The organism is Ilyobacter polytropus DSM 2926 (genome assembly GCF_000165505.1).
Classification (GTDB): Bacteria; Fusobacteriota; Fusobacteriia; order Fusobacteriales; family Fusobacteriaceae; genus Ilyobacter; species Ilyobacter polytropus.
This window is the reverse complement of sequence record NC_014632.1, coordinates 1074707-1091639: the sequence shown is the minus strand read 5'-3', so window position 1 is coordinate 1091639 and position 16933 is coordinate 1074707. Positions and strand designations below refer to the sequence as shown.

At 33.6% G+C, this 16933-nt stretch carries 17 protein-coding genes; 11 read left to right on the top strand and 6 right to left on the bottom strand.

From position 1 onward, the window contains the following. The first annotated feature begins 373 nt into the window (after window positions 1-373). Complete coding sequence (locus ILYOP_RS05030) at window positions 374-1051, top strand: metal-dependent hydrolase (RefSeq protein WP_013387443.1); 678 nt, start codon at window positions 374-376, stop codon at window positions 1049-1051. 45 nt (window positions 1052-1096) lie between these two features. On the opposite strand, the gene ILYOP_RS05025 is transcribed toward ILYOP_RS05030, so the two are convergent. From ILYOP_RS05025 to ILYOP_RS05015, 3 genes are all read right to left on the bottom strand, one after another. Next, window positions 1097-1279, bottom strand: a complete 183-nt coding sequence (locus ILYOP_RS05025; RefSeq protein WP_013387442.1) for a hypothetical protein — start codon at window positions 1277-1279, stop codon at window positions 1097-1099. Window positions 1280-1478: 199 nt separating this feature from the next. Then, window positions 1479-1877 (bottom strand): hypothetical protein, encoded by a 399-nt coding sequence (locus tag ILYOP_RS05020; RefSeq protein ID WP_013387441.1) that lies wholly within the window; start codon window positions 1875-1877, stop codon window positions 1479-1481. Between the two features lie 108 nt (window positions 1878-1985). Beyond that, window positions 1986-2249, bottom strand: a complete 264-nt coding sequence (locus tag ILYOP_RS05015) for a hypothetical protein (protein ID WP_013387440.1) — start codon at window positions 2247-2249, stop codon at window positions 1986-1988. Between the two features lie 501 nt (window positions 2250-2750). On the opposite strand from ILYOP_RS05015, the gene ILYOP_RS05010 reads away from it, so the two are divergent. The 7 genes from ILYOP_RS05010 (at window position 2751) to aroF (ending at window position 10712) form a co-directional block, all read left to right on the top strand. Continuing rightward, window positions 2751-3419 carry a FadR/GntR family transcriptional regulator gene (locus tag ILYOP_RS05010; protein WP_013387439.1) on the top strand — a complete coding sequence of 223 codons (669 nt, stop codon included), beginning with the start codon at window positions 2751-2753 and terminating at the stop codon, window positions 3417-3419. Between the two features lie 331 nt (window positions 3420-3750). After that, entirely contained in the window at window positions 3751-4539 is a 789-nt protein-coding gene (locus ILYOP_RS05005; protein ID WP_013387438.1) for an electron transfer flavoprotein subunit beta/FixA family protein, read from the top strand. A gap of 9 nt (window positions 4540-4548) precedes the next feature. Beyond that, on the top strand, window positions 4549-5763 hold the full coding sequence (locus ILYOP_RS05000) for an electron transfer flavoprotein subunit alpha/FixB family protein (protein ID WP_013387437.1): 1215 nt from the start codon (window positions 4549-4551) through the stop codon (window positions 5761-5763). Between the two features lie 2 nt (window positions 5764-5765). Next, window positions 5766-7166 carry an FAD-binding oxidoreductase gene (locus tag ILYOP_RS04995; RefSeq protein WP_013387436.1) on the top strand — a complete coding sequence of 467 codons (1401 nt, stop codon included), beginning with the start codon at window positions 5766-5768 and terminating at the stop codon, window positions 7164-7166. A 326-nt stretch (window positions 7167-7492) separates the two neighbouring features. After that, window positions 7493-9166 (top strand): L-lactate permease, encoded by a 1674-nt coding sequence (locus ILYOP_RS04990; RefSeq protein ID WP_013387435.1) that lies wholly within the window; start codon window positions 7493-7495, stop codon window positions 9164-9166. Window position 9167: 1 nt separating this feature from the next. Beyond that, window positions 9168-9335, top strand: a complete 168-nt coding sequence (locus ILYOP_RS15750; RefSeq protein ID WP_013387434.1) for a hypothetical protein — start codon at window positions 9168-9170, stop codon at window positions 9333-9335. Between the two features lie 363 nt (window positions 9336-9698). Then, window positions 9699-10712: a 3-deoxy-7-phosphoheptulonate synthase gene (aroF, locus tag ILYOP_RS04985; protein ID WP_013387433.1), complete on the top strand. Its 1014-nt coding sequence runs from the start codon at window positions 9699-9701 to the stop codon at window positions 10710-10712. 256 nt (window positions 10713-10968) lie between these two features. Here the strand turns inward: aroF and ILYOP_RS04980 are convergent, their stop codons facing one another. The 3 genes from ILYOP_RS04980 to ILYOP_RS04970 form a co-directional block, all read right to left on the bottom strand. Next, window positions 10969-11850: a fumarylacetoacetate hydrolase family protein gene (locus ILYOP_RS04980; protein WP_013387432.1), complete on the bottom strand. Its 882-nt coding sequence runs from the start codon at window positions 11848-11850 to the stop codon at window positions 10969-10971. Between the two features lie 184 nt (window positions 11851-12034). Then, on the bottom strand, window positions 12035-13114 hold the full coding sequence (gene buk, locus ILYOP_RS04975) for a butyrate kinase (RefSeq protein WP_013387431.1): 1080 nt from the start codon (window positions 13112-13114) through the stop codon (window positions 12035-12037). Window positions 13115-13146: 32 nt separating this feature from the next. After that, entirely contained in the window at window positions 13147-14244 is a 1098-nt protein-coding gene (locus ILYOP_RS04970; RefSeq protein WP_013387430.1) for a Leu/Phe/Val dehydrogenase, read from the bottom strand. Window positions 14245-14469: 225 nt separating this feature from the next. Here ILYOP_RS04970 and ILYOP_RS04965 point away from each other — a divergent pair, with 225 nt between their 5' ends. From ILYOP_RS04965 to ILYOP_RS04955, 3 genes are read left to right on the top strand one after another with little or no spacing between them, the layout of a single operon-like run. Continuing rightward, on the top strand, window positions 14470-14859 hold the full coding sequence (locus tag ILYOP_RS04965; RefSeq protein ID WP_013387429.1) for a MerR family transcriptional regulator: 390 nt from the start codon (window positions 14470-14472) through the stop codon (window positions 14857-14859). 38 nt (window positions 14860-14897) lie between these two features. After that, window positions 14898-16070, top strand: a complete 1173-nt coding sequence (locus tag ILYOP_RS04960) for an iron-containing alcohol dehydrogenase (protein ID WP_013387428.1) — start codon at window positions 14898-14900, stop codon at window positions 16068-16070. 25 nt (window positions 16071-16095) lie between these two features. Further along, on the top strand, window positions 16096-16917 hold the full coding sequence (locus ILYOP_RS04955) for a nitroreductase family protein (protein WP_013387427.1): 822 nt from the start codon (window positions 16096-16098) through the stop codon (window positions 16915-16917). The last annotated feature ends 16 nt before the right edge of the window (window positions 16918-16933 follow it).

Sequence of the window (16933 nt, the reverse complement as noted above, 5' to 3'; positions counted from 1 at the left end):
AATCTTATAATATTATGTAGATTTTTTCAAAATTAGGCTTAGCTTTCCTTTAAAAAAATAACAGTTGATAATTTTGTATAAAAATGTATTATTTAAGCAATTAAACTCAATCGTTACCTAAATAAAAGTAATTTGGTTTCTTATAATTTAGTGAGGACATTTTGTCACTTGGATGATTATAGAAAGCTTTAGTTTTTATAAAATTTTCATTAGCTTTTATTAGTGACAAAAGTGATTTGAATTATTAACTATCAAAGTAAATTAATGACAATTATATTTTATCATATATTTATATAAAAGGTCTTTAAAAGTTTTATTTGAATACTTATGGAGTGTGTAATATAATATTTTAAAGAATTTAAGGAGGTAGTTTATGAAATTAAAATTTTTAGGACACTCATGTTTTTATTTAGAAGAAGGATCTTTTAAGGCCATTATTGATCCTTTTATCACAGGAAATCCTCAGTCTCCTATAAGTAAAGAAGAAGTTGGAGAACTTACTCATATATTTGTAACTCATGGACATGGGGATCATTTTGGGGATGCAGTACCTATTGCAAAAGCTACAGGAGCTACTATTATAACCAACCATGAGATAGGAGCATATCTTGGTAAATTTGACGTACAAGTACATACGATGCATATAGGCGGAAGAATAAAGATGGACTTTGGGACGATAAAAATGACTCCTGCCCTTCATGGATCTGGAATAACTACTGAAGAAGGAATGATCTGCGGAGGTAATCCAGGAGGCTTTGTTATTGAGGTTAATAATAAAAAAATATACCATGCAGGAGATACCGGACTCACTTTAGATATGAAACTTCTTGAAGAGGAGAATATTGATATAGCTCTTATTCCTATCGGTGGGAACTTTACAATGGATGTAAAGGATGCAGTGAGAGCTGTAGAATTTATAAAACCTAAAATTGCTATTCCTATGCATTATAAGACATTCCCTGTTATAAACAGTGACCCTTATGAATTTAAAGAAGCAGTCAAAACCTGTGACGTAGTTATATTAAATCCTGGAGATGAATATAATTATTAATCATAAATTTTTTTAAAAATAATATTGCAAATAAAAATGCAGCTTTTAGGGCTGCATTTTTGATAATTTTTTTATTAAGAATTCAAATTTTTCAAGTCTTTTTTCTAATATTTCTTTCTGGGTTTTATCAGAGGTTTCCTCGCATATTTCTATTTCTTTTTTGATTGACTGAACTGCATAATGAAGTGCCATTTCAAAGTCCTTTATGTACATAGAGTCTATCTCCATAATACAATACCTCCTTTTTATAATATCTCTAAGTTAGTTTTCTAGAAAAACTATAGAACTCCTTCCTTTAAGTTGAAATATTTAACTTAAATTTTCATGGGCTACTAAAAACCTTCATTTTATTATTAAAGATCAATTGAAAAATAGCCTTATAAATAAAAAAGCTCCCTTATTAAGAGAGCCAAAATTTACTATAAAATTATTTTGATGCGTTTTCTACTATTTCTTCGACCTTGTAAGATCCGTTTTCAAGGATTGTACCGGCAGTATGAATTATTTTATTATATGTTTTTATAGCTCCATCTTCGGCAGATTCAACTTTTTCTTTGAGAAAAAATTTCTTGAAAATTCCGATATATACCTCTCTCTCGCCAGAAAAATCAACGGTATATACACTATAAACATATCGATCTTTTCTTTCTACTTTTATCTGGGTAAATATTTTTTTACTTTCTAAGAATATTTTTTTAGTAAGTGTCTCTTCTTTTTTGGATTCATTTATCTTTTGATTATAGAAATTCAAAAATTCTTCCTGAGTAGGATTGGTTAAAAACAACACTATAAAGGAAAGCATAGATAAGACAGTTAATTTAAACATAGCAACACACCTCCTAAAAAATTATACATTAATTTTGGAATTTTAACAAGATATCATTGTGGTTAGATAATAAAAAATGGACCTTTCAGCCCATTTCAATATGTTAGTCTATGCTTCTGGGTTATGCTCATTATATAATCTGTGGCCTATCTCCTGGCATAATGGAAGATTTTTATTTATCTCAGCTTGTTCTCTGCAAGTCCAACACTTTCCAAAGAGTTCATCATTTTTATTTTTTGGACAAAATAAATTTTCTTTTTTGTCTTCTACAGCATATTTTACACATGCGGTTCTAGAATTTCTGTGTTTCATCCTGCACTCATGACATTTTCCGTGTCTTGAGCATGTTGTGGCTTTACATGGGCATTTCATCTTTATCAACTCCTGTTTGAAATTTAAGAAAAGTTAACTTTATTTGAATGATAAAAAAATTTAAATCATACTAAAAAAGTATATCATAAAATCACAATATAGTGTAAAGTTAACTTTTTAACATTATAAATATATAGTTAACCTGAGTTTAAATTCTTATCTTTAAAAAAAACCGTTAAGAAATCATCTTGTAAAATGCACTTTCATTGAAATAAGGAGATTCACCGGCTATATTTCGATAGAAACTTAGTTCAGAAGTGATTTTTGTTATTTTTTAGGGGTGCCTTTTCTTTGATTATTTTTCTTTGGGAAATCAAAGAAAGTAACATAGGTATTCGAATAAAATTAATACTGTAATTTACAATAAAAAATTAGCTTTATGTTAATTTTAGATGAGTCTGACGAGAAAATAAATTATCAAATTACTAATATAAGTTTTTTAAAGGCATTTTTAAATGTTATAATTAAGTTATAGAAAATTAAGTGAAAACGGGGGATGAAATGGTAAAAAAATATGACATAGTTGTCGAATATATAAAAGATGGGATAAAAAAAGGAAGTATCAAATATGGGGAAAAATTACTTCCTGAAAGAGTTCTTGCTGAAAAACTTCATATTGGTAGGTCTACCGTGAGAGAAGGAATAAAAGTTTTAGAAATTATGGGGCTTGTAGAGAGTAGAAGAGGTGGAGGTAATTATATTACAAATAATTTTGAAAAAATGCTCTATAATCCTATAACTCTTATGTTTTCTCTTCAGAATGGAACTTATAATGATGTGTATGAGCTGAGAAAGATGCTTGAAGAATCTTCGATAGAGCTGTGTGTAGGCAGAATAACAGATGAGGAGATAAGAGACATGGAAGAAGTTCATCAGAGACTATTAGAAAGCACAAACGAGGCACAGATGAGTCTGGTAGATTTGGAGTTCCACTCTATTATTGCAAAGGCTTCTAAAAATCCGCTTATAATATCTATCTTAAACTCTGTTTCTGAAATTTTGGAAAATTCAGTAAAAACATCGAGGCAAAGAGTTATTGAAAAATTTGGAAAGAAGACAATCGATCAAGATCACCAAGCTATTGTAGACGCTCTGAAAGAAAGAAATTTAGAAAAAGCTAAAAAGGCTATAAAAGAACATTTTGATCATATAGAGAAAACTATAAATTGAAAAAGTACAATATTTTTATAATTTTTTTTAGGTTGAATTACAGGTGTCTTATATATTAAATAAATAATTAACAAAGTCTTAGAGTAACTAAAAACAAAAGGAAAAGTGGTAATAGTGCACACTGATACTCCTGTAAAGCTTGATTTCACAGGGCTGAAGTGAAAAAAGTAATTAAGGATATAGTGTTGACTTTTATGAAAAAAAAGTACTATCATATATTAGATCAATAAAGAGAGATCTCATGATTTCTCTTTTTAATTAATATGAATAATTGGTCAGACCAAATTTTTTTAAACTTTATTTTGGTCAGACCAAAAATGGGAGGTTTAAAATGAAAATTGCTGTTTGTGTGAAACAGGTACCGGGTAATAGTGATGTCCAGGTAGATCCAGATACTGGAGTACTTTTAAGAGATGGTGTGGATTCGAAGGTTAACCCTTATGATCTTTATGCACTAGAAACTGCACTTAAAATCAAAGAAGAGAAAGGCTCAGAGATAGGAATAATCTCTATGGGTCCACCTCAGGCAAAAGAAGTAATAAGAGAGTCTTTTATGATGGGAGCCGATGAAGGGATACTCTTATCAGACAGAAGATTTGCAGGTGCAGATGTACTAGCTACTTCTTATACTCTGGCACAGGGAATAAAAGCCCTTGGAAATATTGATCTTATAATCTGTGGAAAGCAAACTACAGACGGAGATACAGCTCAAGTTGGTCCTGAAATGGCTGAATATCTTGCCATTCCACACATAGCCAATGTAAGTAGATTACTAGAGATAGGAGAAGAGTATATCACAGTAGAGGCGGATATGGGTGAGACTATAGAGGTACAAGATATACCTTATCCTTGTCTTATTACAGTAGAAAAAGGTATCTATACTCCTAGACTTCCATCATATAAAAGAAAATTTGCTGCAATGCAAAAAGATATAAAAGTGATGTCTCTAGACGATCTTCCTGATAAAAAAGAATTTATGTATGGTTTAAAAGGTTCTCCTACTCAGGTAGAAAGAATATTTAACCCTGAGAAATCAGAGGACAGAGAAACAATAACAGGAAGTTCAGTTGAGATAGCCGAGGAATTATACAAGAGAATGAGAGAATATAAATTTGCTTAGGAGGTAAAAATGGGACAATTACATATAAATCACGATAAGGTTGATCATAAACTTATGAGAGAATTGATAGAGCTATGCCCTTTTAATGCTATAGAGGAAAGCAACGGGAAGCTAGATATCAACGCTGGATGTAAAATGTGCAGACTCTGTGTGAAGCAGGGAAAGGGAGCAATAGAACTACTTGAGGATACAGAAATTGAAAAAATTGATAAAGAGCTTTGGAAGGGATTAACAGTATATGTTGACCATTTTGCAGGTGAGATACATCCTGTGACACTTGAGCTTATAGGAAAAGCTAAGGAATTAGCTAAAGTTACTAAGCATCCGGTACAGGCAATAATAATGGGATATAATGTAAAACCTCTGGCTGAAGAACTTCTGCATTACGGAGTAGATCAAGTTCATCTTTATGAAGATGAAGAATTAGAACACTTCAAGATAGAAAATTATACAGGTGTATTTGAGTCTTATATAGATGAGATAAAGCCATCTTCAGTACTTGTAGGAGCAACAACTTTAGGAAGATCTTTAGCTCCTAGAGTGGCAGCAAGATTTAGAACTGGACTTACTGCAGATTGTACAATACTTGAAATGAAAAAAAACAGTGACTTAATTCAGATAAGACCGGCTTTTGGTGGAAACATAATGGCTCAGATAGTAACTGAAAATCATAGACCTCAATTCTGTACAGTAAGAAATAAAATATTTGATGCACCAGTTAGAAGTGAAACTAAGTCAGGTGAGATAATCAGCCATGATGTAGATAAGAGCAAACTTATCTCAAAGATAAATGTTAGAAATATATTTAAAAAGGAAAAAGAAAGCTGCATATCTGATGCTGAAGTAATAGTTGCAGTAGGAAGAGCTTTGAAGAAAGAATCAGACATGGATATGATGCAGGAATTTGCAGATCTTTTAGGAGGAAGGTTAGCGTGTACAAGACCTCTTATAGAGAGCGGATGGATGGACTGCAAGACCCAGATAGGACTTAGTGGAAGAACTGTAAAACCGAAAATAATCTTTGCATGCGGAATCCACGGAGCGGTTCAGTTTACTGCGGGAATGGAAAACTCAGACACAATAGTGGCAATAAATACAGATGAAAATGCCCCTATATTTAATGTGGCTCATTGGGGTGTAGTAGGTGATATGTACCAGATAATACCAGAACTTATGGAAAAAATAAAAACTGGAAGAGATATAATCTCTGCTGGGAAGGAGTAATTATGAATTATAAAAATGTGAATATCGAAGATTATGAAAATATAGCTGAAATTTTGGGTAACAAAGAGAGAGTACTCTGGGAAGATGGCATAAGTGAAGATTACTCCCATGATGAACTAGGAGGAATAAGCAGAAAACCGGATATTCTGGTAAAGGCACTAGATTCATCTGAAATATCTAAAGTTGTAAAATACGCTTATGAGCACTCTATACCTATCGTAGCTAGAGGATCTGGAACAGGTCTTGTAGGAGCATCGGTACCAATTCATGGTGGGATAATGATAGAAACTACTCAGATGAACAAAATACTAGAACTAGATGAAGATAACCTTACTCTTACAGTTGAACCTGGAGTTCTGCTTATGGAAATAGGAAAATACGTAGAAGACAGAGATTTCTTTTATCCACCTGATCCCGGAGAAAAAAGTGCAACTATAGGTGGAAATATAAGTACCAATGCAGGTGGAATGAGAGCTGTAAAATATGGAGTGACTCGTGATTATGTCCGTGGTTTAGAAGTAGTACTTCCAAATGGTGACATAATGGAAATGGGAGGTAAGGTTGTAAAAAACTCTGCCGGATACAGTCTCAAGGATCTTGTTATAGGATCAGAGGGAACTCTTGGAATTATAACTAAGGCAGTACTTAAACTATTACCTTTACCAAAGTATTCTATAAGTCTTTTGATTCCATTTGGAAACATCGATAATGCAATAGATGCAGTTCCTACAATAATAAGATCAAAAGCTATTCCAACAGCTGTTGAGTTTATGCAAAAAGAAGTTATCTATTCTGCAGAAGAATTCCTTGGAAAGACATTTCCAGACAAATCAAGCGATGCATATCTTCTTTTGACATTTGATGGGAATTCCAAAGAGCAAGTAGAAAAAGACTATGAAGTAGTTGCAGATCTATGTCTGGAAATAGGAGCTACTGATGTATATATAGTAGATACAGAAGAAAGAAAAGAGAGTGTTTGGTCTGCAAGAGGTGCTTTTCTAGAAGCTATAAAAGCCTCTACTGACGAAATGGATGAATGTGATGTAGTTGTTCCTAGAAACTGTGTCTCAGAATTCATAAAATATACAAAGGAATTAGAAAAAGAATTTGATATAAGAATCCCAAGCTTCGGACATGCTGGTGATGGAAACCTTCATATATATATATGCAGAGATGGTCTAGAGCAGGAAAAGTGGGAAGAAAAATTAAGTGCAGTGTTCAAGAAAATGTATACTAGATCTGAAGAGTTAGGCGGACTTGTATCTGGAGAGCACGGTATAGGATACGCAAAAAAGAATTACATGTTTGACCAATATTGCGAAAATAATATTGAAATAATGAGAGGGATAAAGCAGGTGTTTGATCCAAAGAACATTCTGAATCCAGGAAAAGTCTGTCAGTAAATCACAAAACTCCAAAAATATTCATTGTAACAAAGTAATCTTACGTATTATGTGTAGACGGCTACAAGGGCAGTAGCCGTTGAAACATAGTTTGTTAAAGAGAGGCGGAGTGCCTTAGGATGATAGTTGAATCTGAAAAATTATTCTGCTAATCAGCAAGATAGGCATAAAAATTGATCATTACTTCCTTTCTTTATATAAAGTTTTATAACCAACAACAGTTAAATGTGAAACAGAAATAATTTTATAGCTAAGTGGTGTGTAAATGGATTGAATTTTTATATTGTTTGCTTGATTATTGTGACGTTTTTATAGGGAGGAAGTATATGAGTATGATTCAGATTTTAGTGGCTATGATGCCTATTTTGTTACCTTTGATATTTTTGGTAGTTTTGAGAATGCCTGCAAAAAAAGGAATGTTTTTGACTTTTGTCATATTTTTGCTTTTAGCTTTTGGTGTGTGGGGAATGGGTGGAGACATAATTACAGCTTCAATACTTCAGGGAGTGCATAAGTCTGTAACCATACTATGGATATTATTTGGTGCTATTTTACTCTTAAAAGTCATGACCCATACAGGGGGAGTGGACATAATAAAGAGAGGATTTAGCAGTGTTACTAAGGACATGAGAGTCCAGGCAGTTATTGTTGGAGCTTTCTTTGTGGCACTTATAGAGGGAGCAGCAGGTTTTGGAACTCCAGCTGCAGTTGCAGGGCCTTTTCTTGTGGCATTAGGATTCAATCCTTTGGCAGCAGCCTCTATAGCACTTATAGGAGACAGTAGTCCAGTATCTTTTGGAGCAGTAGGAACTCCGATTATTGTTGGCTTAGGAAATATTCCAGGAGCAAGTCCTGAGTTCTTTGACCTTATAGGAAGAACAGTAACAAGAATGGATCTTATAACTGCTACACTGCTTCCTACAATGATTATTATGATACTAACTAAATTTTTCGGTAAGGAAAAATCTTTTAAGGCTGCCTTTGAAATACTTCCATGGTCAGTTTTAGTAGGTGCATCTTATGCAGGATCGGCTGTTCTTTATTCTACTTTTTTAGGAGCGGAATTTGTATCTATACTTGCTTCTCTTACAGGGCTTGTAGTGTCTTGTTTTACTGCTAAGAAAGGCATATTAATACCTAAAAATTGTGAGTGGAAGACAGAGTCTGCAGCAGAAAATGAGGTAGAGGTTAAAACTAAAACCCTTAAGAAAAACAATACTTCAGGAGGAAAAGTAACTTTTAATGAAAACGGTACAATAACTTTATCAGAATCAGTTTCTGCAAAAGATATTTTTTCAGCTTGGATGCCTTATGTGGCAGTAGTAATGATGCTACTTGTAACCAGGATTGTACTTCCGGTGAAAACATTTGTTCTAACACATGCTGACTTTAGCTGGAGAAACATTTTGGGAGAGGGTGTTACCTCTAAATGGCAGATACTTTATTCTCCTGGAACTGTACTGGCGATTGCTTCACTTATAGCTTTATTATCTCTAAAGGGAGATGGAAAGGCACTTAAAAAAGCAACCAAGGAAACACTTGATTCTGTAAAAAATGCTTCGGTAGCTCTTTGCTTTACACTTGCTGTTGTTCAGATTTTCAGTAATTCGGCAAATTCTGCAGTGGGAATAGGGATGCCAAATTACTTGGCTAATATTTTATCTTCTGTATTTCAAGGAAGCTGGCTTGGAATAGCTCCTTTCCTAGGCGAATTAGGGGCCTTTATAACTGGTTCAGCAACAGTATCTACTTTGACTTTCTCTCCTATTCAGTATCAGGTAGCTAATTCAGTTGGGATTAATCCAACTGTTGTACTGGCTCAGCAGGTAATAGGAGGAGCAGCAGGAAACATGATATGTATACATAATGTGGTAGCTGCAGCAGCAGTGGTAGGTCTGACAGGGCAAGAGGGGAATATAATAAGAAAGACACTTCCTGCAGCGATGTTTTATGCAGTGGTAGTAGGTCTATTAGGATTTGTAGTTAACGGAGTCCTCTAATATGGAAAAATGTGAGGGATGTTTTATATACCGGGGTCAAGAGGACCTTATAAAAAAATATAAGGAAATACAGAATAAGATATACTTGAGCCCTCTAGCAGTAACTATAGAAGAGATTGAATTTTACCATAAGAATAAAAAGATATTTGGTAGAGATACAGATAAATAAAATAGCTTATTTTTGAATAAAATAGTAAAATTTTAACAGAGACCTTCTTCAAAGGATTATTGAAGAGGGTCTTTTTCTTTATACAACTCTGTTTCTACAAGAAAAATTTAGTTTATTTTAACTGAAAAGAACCAAAAAAAATAAAAACAAACCCAATGATTCCTACAAGAATTTATGGGATTAAAAGGTATAAAGTCAATAAAAATAGTCATTTAGTCTTGAAGAATACGAACATATTAAAAAAAAAATTGTTATCTATCTGCAAAAGTTACAATAGGATACAATGTATCAAATAGAAAAATAAATTTTAAATTAAATCACAAAAAATTAGTTTAAGTGATAGCCAATAAGGGGGATTAAAAAATGATAATCAAGATGAAAAAAGATGCTGAGTGGAGTGTAATAGAAAAGATAATGGATTCTCTTAAGAAAAAAGGACTGGGAGTACATGATATAAATGGTGAGGAATACAGAATCATAGGAGTTATAGGGGATACTTCTGGATTGGATATGGGTAGTATAGAGGGTCTTCCAGGTGTGGAAACAGTTACTAGAATTCAGGAACCTTTTAAAAAGGCTAATAGGGTTCTAAAAAGTGAAGATACTGTAATAGATGTAAAGGGAATAAAAATCGGTGGAGGTAACTTCACAATTATGTCAGGACCTTGTTCTGTAGAATCAAGAGATCAAATAATAGAAGTAGCAGAAGGAGTGAAAGCAGCAGGTTCTCAAATCTTAAGAGGAGGGGCCTTCAAACCTAGAACATCTCCATATGCATTCCAAGGGTTAGAATTAGAAGGACTTGATCTTCTGAAAGAAGCCAGAAAAATTACAGGTATGCCTATAGTAACTGAGATTATGTCTCCTTCACTTGTGGATAAATTTGTAGAAGATGTAGATATAATCCAGGTAGGGGCTAGAAATATGCAAAACTTTGACTTACTTAAGGCATTAGGAAAAACTCAGACTCCAGTACTTCTTAAAAGAGGTATGTCGGCGACTATAGAGGAATGGATAATGTCTGCAGAATACATCATGTCAGAAGGAAATCCAAATGTAATTCTTTGTGAAAGAGGGATAAGAACATTTGAAAAATACACAAGAAATACTTTAGATCTAAGTGCAGTACTAGCTGTAAAGAAACTAACACATCTTCCTGTAATAGTAGATCCTAGCCATGCAACAGGAAAGAGATGGATGGTAAAAAATCTGGCTATGGCAGCAGCAGCAGTAGGGGCAGACGGACTTATGATAGAGGTTCACAATGATCCTGAAAATGCTCTTTGTGACGGAGCACAGTCACTTACACCTGCAGGATTTGCCGAAGTTATGGTAGACGTAAAGAAGATAGCTGAACTTGTAGATAAAAGAATTTAAGGATAACACAAAAAAGGAGAGGTCATTCCTCTCCTTTTTTATTAAATGGGTCTATCCCAAATTACATTTAAATTATATTCCTAGTCATTTATAGGTGATCCAGTTGGATCACTTTTTTAAATCAAATATTTATTCTTTTATTTCTCTTTTAAAAAGATATATTAAGACACAGAGATAGTTCTAAGCATTTCCCAATCTAGCGTAGGTTAAGTCGCTTATCATAATCTGAAAATGATCTTGAATTGTAATGTTATAATTATTTTTTTAATTTAAGATCTATTACTGGATTTGACATTGATTCAAAACCTTCAATTCTGCACTCTACAATATCTCCATCAGTTATATGTACAGCTCTAGGAGTACCTGTTGATATAATATCTCCAGGCAGCATAGTTGATACTTTAGAGTGGAATGAAACTAAATAGTCTGGAGAAAAAGTCATATTCGAAACAAAATTCTGAGCATATATTTCACCATTAATAACAGTTGATACCTTTAATTTTTTAACATCTTCAATTTCATCTGGTGTAACCAGGATTGAACCCAAGCTTAAAAAGGTATCAAAATTTTTAGCTCTAGTAAGATAACGGGGATTAAGACGAAGAATATCTTCAGCTGTCATATCAATTACAGTAGTAAATCCTGCAACTACACTTAGCCAATCTTTTTCTTCTACGTCCTTGCATTTTTTCCCGTAAATTACCGCTAATTCAGCTTCACCTGTAGTTTTTTCAGATTGCACAGGAATTTTAATTTCATCGTTCGGTCCTATGATTGTAGTCGTAAATTTAGGGAAACTGGCTGGAGCTATCGTTGGAGCTTTCTCTGCAAGGTCTCCGGCGTGATCTACATAATTTAGACCGATACCCCAAATTTTACTTGGATTTCGGTATAGAGGTGCTAATACTGCCTTTTCTTTAGGAATAGTGTACTCAGTCATCGCTTCTGACTGAGATTTTCCACCAGATAAATACCAATCTTTTATCTCTTCTAATTGTCCTGAATTAATTATTTCTTGCATATCAGTTAACCAACTGTTGCCTGTCGTTTCATTAATCTTAGCTATAGGTAACATACCACTATCAGTTACTATCGTAGCAATTTCCAAACCATCAAGTTTAATTGTTGCCAATCTCATTTTCTAATCTCCTCCAATATTTTTCAGATATCATATTAATTTGTGTTTTTAGTTTAGAATATATGACCATATATTCTAAATTACAAAATTTTATTTAAATATATACAATTTTTATATTTGATTTGACAATGCAGGTTTTAAAATATCTTTTTTTAAATAATTCAAGAATCATTTTATTTATATTTCAATCTGGATTATATATCAAAGGAATTTCCTCTTTTTTTAGTATCCTTAATGCCCCTTGGGCTAAGGCTGACATCTCATGCTCCCCCGGATATACTTTTATGGGAGCAATAAAATCCACCCGTTCTTTTATAAGATCGATGATTTTTTCAGAATAAGCCATACCTCCCGTTAGAATTATGGTATCTACATTACCCTTTAAGACTGTAGAAAAAGCTCCAATTTCTTTTGAAATCTGGTATATCATAGCATCAAAGATTAGTTTGGCTTTTTTATCCCCTTTTTCAATGAGATTTAAAACCTCTATAATACTATTGGTTCGAAGATAAGCAACTGCCCCGCCTTTCCCAACCATTCTTTTCTTTAAAAAATCCTCGTTATATTTTTTTTCAAAACACATTTTGATAATATCACCAACTGGCAAGGCTCCTGATCTCTCAGAAGATAAAGGTCCTTCACCATCTAGTGCATTTGTGACATCAATGACTCTACCATTTTTGTGTGACCCGATAGTTATACCGCCACCCATATGCACCACAATAAGGTTTAAGCTTTCATAGGGTTTTCCTATCTCCTTGGCGTAACTTCTAGCCACTGCCTTTTGGTTCAGTGCATGAAAAATAGATTTTCTTTCAATTTCTGGGATTCCGGATATCCTGGCAACAGGTTCAAGTTCATCTACTACAACTGGATCTACTATATATGAAGGGATATGAAAATCTTTCCCTATCTCATAAGCAATTATTCCTCCTAAATTTGAGGCATGTTCTCCTGAAACTCCGACTCGCAGATCTCTCAGTATAGCGTCTTCTATGAGATAGGTTCCGCCTGATAAAGGTCTGAGAAGTCCACCACGTCCCACTACAGCATGAAGTCCTTCATTTAAAAGATTGTTCTCATCAAGTACTTTCTCTATTATTTTTTTTCTAAATTCAAATTGATTTATAATTCTTTTGAACTGCTGTATATCGTCTGAAGAATGTCTGATGGTTTCGGTGAATATCTCATCATCATTTTCAAAAACAGATATTTTTGTAGAAGTGGAACCTGGATTTATTGCCAGGATTTTAAACTTTTTCATATATTTCCTCCTGTACTTTAAAGATTAAGAATTTATCTTCGTATATAATTGCTCTCTATCTCCTTTATGATCTTGATCCGGTTTTCTGCAAATCGGTCTGCAGCATCACTGGTGGCAATGTTCTTATTTTTTGAAATTTTATATATTTCCATTAAACGGTCATATATAAGTTCTACGTCTTTCACTGCCATATCTCTGTTGTATCCTTGAAGTTCGTGATAGACATTTATAAGTCCACCAGCATTTATTACATAGTCAGGTGCGTACAATATCCCTCTTTCCTTTAACTGCCTTCCGTGAACTGCATCTTTCAGTACATTATTTGCACTGCCGGCTATGGCTTTGCACTTGAATTGAGGCACTGTGACATCATTTATAACAGCCCCTAAAGCACATGGTGAGAAAATATCAACCTCTAAGGAGTATATGTCGTCTGGTTTGACAAATTCAACCTGGGGATGCTCATTTTTCATTCTTCTTATATGATCGTCATTTATTTCTGTAAAATATATTTTAGAGGCTTTTTCGGTTTTGTAATTTTTATCTGGATAATCTTCTCCTAAAAGATATTTTATAAGGTAATACCCTGTTTGACCTGCTCCCTGTACTGCAAAACTACGGTCTTTTATAGAATCATCTCCGAAGACTTCTTTTAAAGTAGCTTTGATACCCATAAAAATTCCCCAGGCTGTTACAGGCGAAGGATTTCCGCTTTTACCTGGCAGTCCAACTACATAGTCGGTTTCCATGGCGACATAAGACATATCTTTCGTATTTGTATTTACGTCTTCAGCAGTTATGTATCTCCCATTTAAACTTTGTACAAATCTTCCGAGACTTCTGAAATAAGCTTCACTTTTAACGACTTTAGGATCTCCGTATAAAACAGTTTTTCCTCCTCCTAGATTAAGTCCTGCACAGGCGGCCTTATATGTCATCCCTCTAGAAAGCCTGAAAGCGTCTAAAATAGCTTCTTCTTCATTTTCGTAGTTCCATATCCTTGTACCGCCTAAAGCTGGTCCTAGGCTTGTATCGTGAATGCATGTGACTCCTCGGAGGCCGGTGATCTTGTCAAAAAAGTAAACCAATTGTTCATGACCGTATTTTTCCATGTACTCAAACTTTTCCATTTAAATCCCCCCTCAATAATTCAATCACAATTTTAAATTTTCTATATATTATATAGATACACTAAAAATTCTATCTTCTTTCAAAAGAGATTTTTATTTTTATGACAAAATTTATGCGAATGCTACCAAAAATTCATGTATTTTTTATAAAAAATTAAAAAAAACTTGCTTTAAACTATGGTCTAAGGTGTATATTTATATAATACATAGGAAGGGAGGAGCCGTATGAATATAGATGAGGTAGCAAAACATTTTCATATAACAAAATCAAAATTAAGATATTATGAAAAAAACGGTGTAATCAGAAAGATTGCCAGAGACAAGAATGATAATAGACTTTATACAAAAGAGGATCTTTTGTGGATTGAGTTTTTTTTGAATCTGAAAGGAACAGGGATGTCTTTAAAAGATATAAAACACTATATCTCTTTGAAAAAAGGCGGAATAGAAACTGTGGATGAAAGAAAAGATATTCTTCTTGATCATATAGAGCTTATAGATGAAAAAATACAGGAGCTCATTTTAACTAAGAAAGATCTTCAAAAGCAGATCAAAAAATATGATGACGAAAAGGGAGTATGTATTATAAAATGTTCGTCAGATAGAAAAAATTAAACAGATAAATGTCAAATAAATATATCTAGGAGGAAAACATGTTAAATTTTAGTTTTTATAACCCTACCAATATAATTTTCGGTAAAGATCAGATGAAAAACTTAGACACCCTTGTACCTAAAAATGCAAAAATTCTTATCACATACGGAGGGGGTTCTGTAAAAAGATTTGGGACACTAGATAAGGTCAAGGAGGAACTTGGGAAATCTGAAAGAGAAATATTTGAGTTTGGAGGTATAGAGGCCAATCCAAGATTTGAAACTCTTATGAAAGCCGTTGAAATAGTTAGAGATAAAAAAATTGATTTTCTTCTTGCCGTTGGAGGAGGTTCTGTAATGGACGGAACAAAATTCATAGCAATAGCATCAACTACCGACGAGTTTATAGGAAAAGAGAGCGAACTTTTAAAATTTGGTTTTAATCCCATCCCCGTAAAAACTGCACTACCATTTGGGACAGTGGTGACTCTTCCTGCTACAGGTTCCGAAATGAATAACGGTGCAGTTATAACTAAAGGGATAGACAAACTACCTATATTCAGTAATTTTACATTTCCAAAATTTTCGATCCTTGATCCGACTCTTACATATAGCCTTCCTGCTACCCAGGTTGCCAACGGTGTCGTAGATACATTTATTCATACTGTGGAACAATATGTGACTTATCCAGTAAATGCAGGTTTTCAGGACAGAACAGCTGAAGGAATACTACAGACCCTTATAGAAGTAGGGAAAGAAACCATAGAAAATCCTACAAATTATGACGCCAGAGCAAACCTTGTATGGTGTGCCACTATGGCCTTAAACGGTCTTATCGGCTCAGGAGTGCCTCAGGACTGGACCACACATATGATAGGGCACGAAATGACCGCTTTATTTGGTTTGGATCATGCTAAAACCTTGGCAGTAGTTCAGCCAGCAATATGGAAAGTGAGGAAATCATCGAAAAAAGAAAAACTTCTGCAGTATGCAGAAAGAGTATGGAATATAAAAGATGGTAAAGAAGATGAAAAAATAGATCTAGCTATCATGAAAACTGAGAAGTTTTTCCACAGTTTAGGTATAAAAACAAAACTTTCAGATTATAATATCGGGGAAGATGATATACAAAAGATTATTAATTCTTTGGAAAAACATGGAATGACAGCTTTATCAGAGAGTAGAGAGGTTACTTTAGAAATTTCTGAGGAAATTTTACGAAAAGCTTTATAAAATTGAAATTAGGAGTGTAAAGATTATGATGATTGTAAACGAAGAAAAATGTATAGGGTGTGGGCTTTGTGTTAAAGACTGCTTTCCAAAGGATATAGAGTTGATAGATAAAAAAGCCAAGATTAACAATGTAACATGCTTTAAATGTGGTCATTGTATTGCTGTTTGTCCAACAGATGCAGTTACTACAGATGAATTTGATATGTCAGAAGTCATTGAGTATGATAAGGAAAAATTCCAGGTAGACCCTAATAATTTGTTAAATTTCATAAAATTCAGAAGGAGCATAAGGCAGTTTAAAGACAAAGAGGTAGAGGAAGAAAAGCTTTCTAAAATTATAGAGGCTGGAAGATTTACAGAAACAGCCGCAAATATGCAGGATGTTTCTTATATTGTTGTTAGAGAAGGTTTACAGGAACTGAGGAGATTAACGTTAGAAACTCTAAATGATATAGGAAATAAAATTTTATCCAATATAACTCCAGAAAATATAATATATGTGAAGTATGCAAAACTTTGGGTAAAGATGTATGAGAAATACAAAGAAAATCCAGATAAAGAAGATGAGCTATTCTTTAATGCACCTGCTGTTATAGTTGTAACTGCAAACTTTCAAATCAACGGTGTTTTAGCGTCTTCAAATATGGAGCTTATGACAAACGCTCTAGATCTCGGAGCTCTATTTAGCGGCTTTTTTGTTAGGGCTGCAGAAGGAAATAAAAAGATAAGAGAGTTACTTGGAATAAAAGAAGGAAAAGAAGTTGCAACATGCATGATCATAGGTTATCCAGATATAAAATATAAAAGAACAGTCCCTCGAAAGTCTCCTAAAATATCGTGGAAATAAGATAATCAATCTAGGT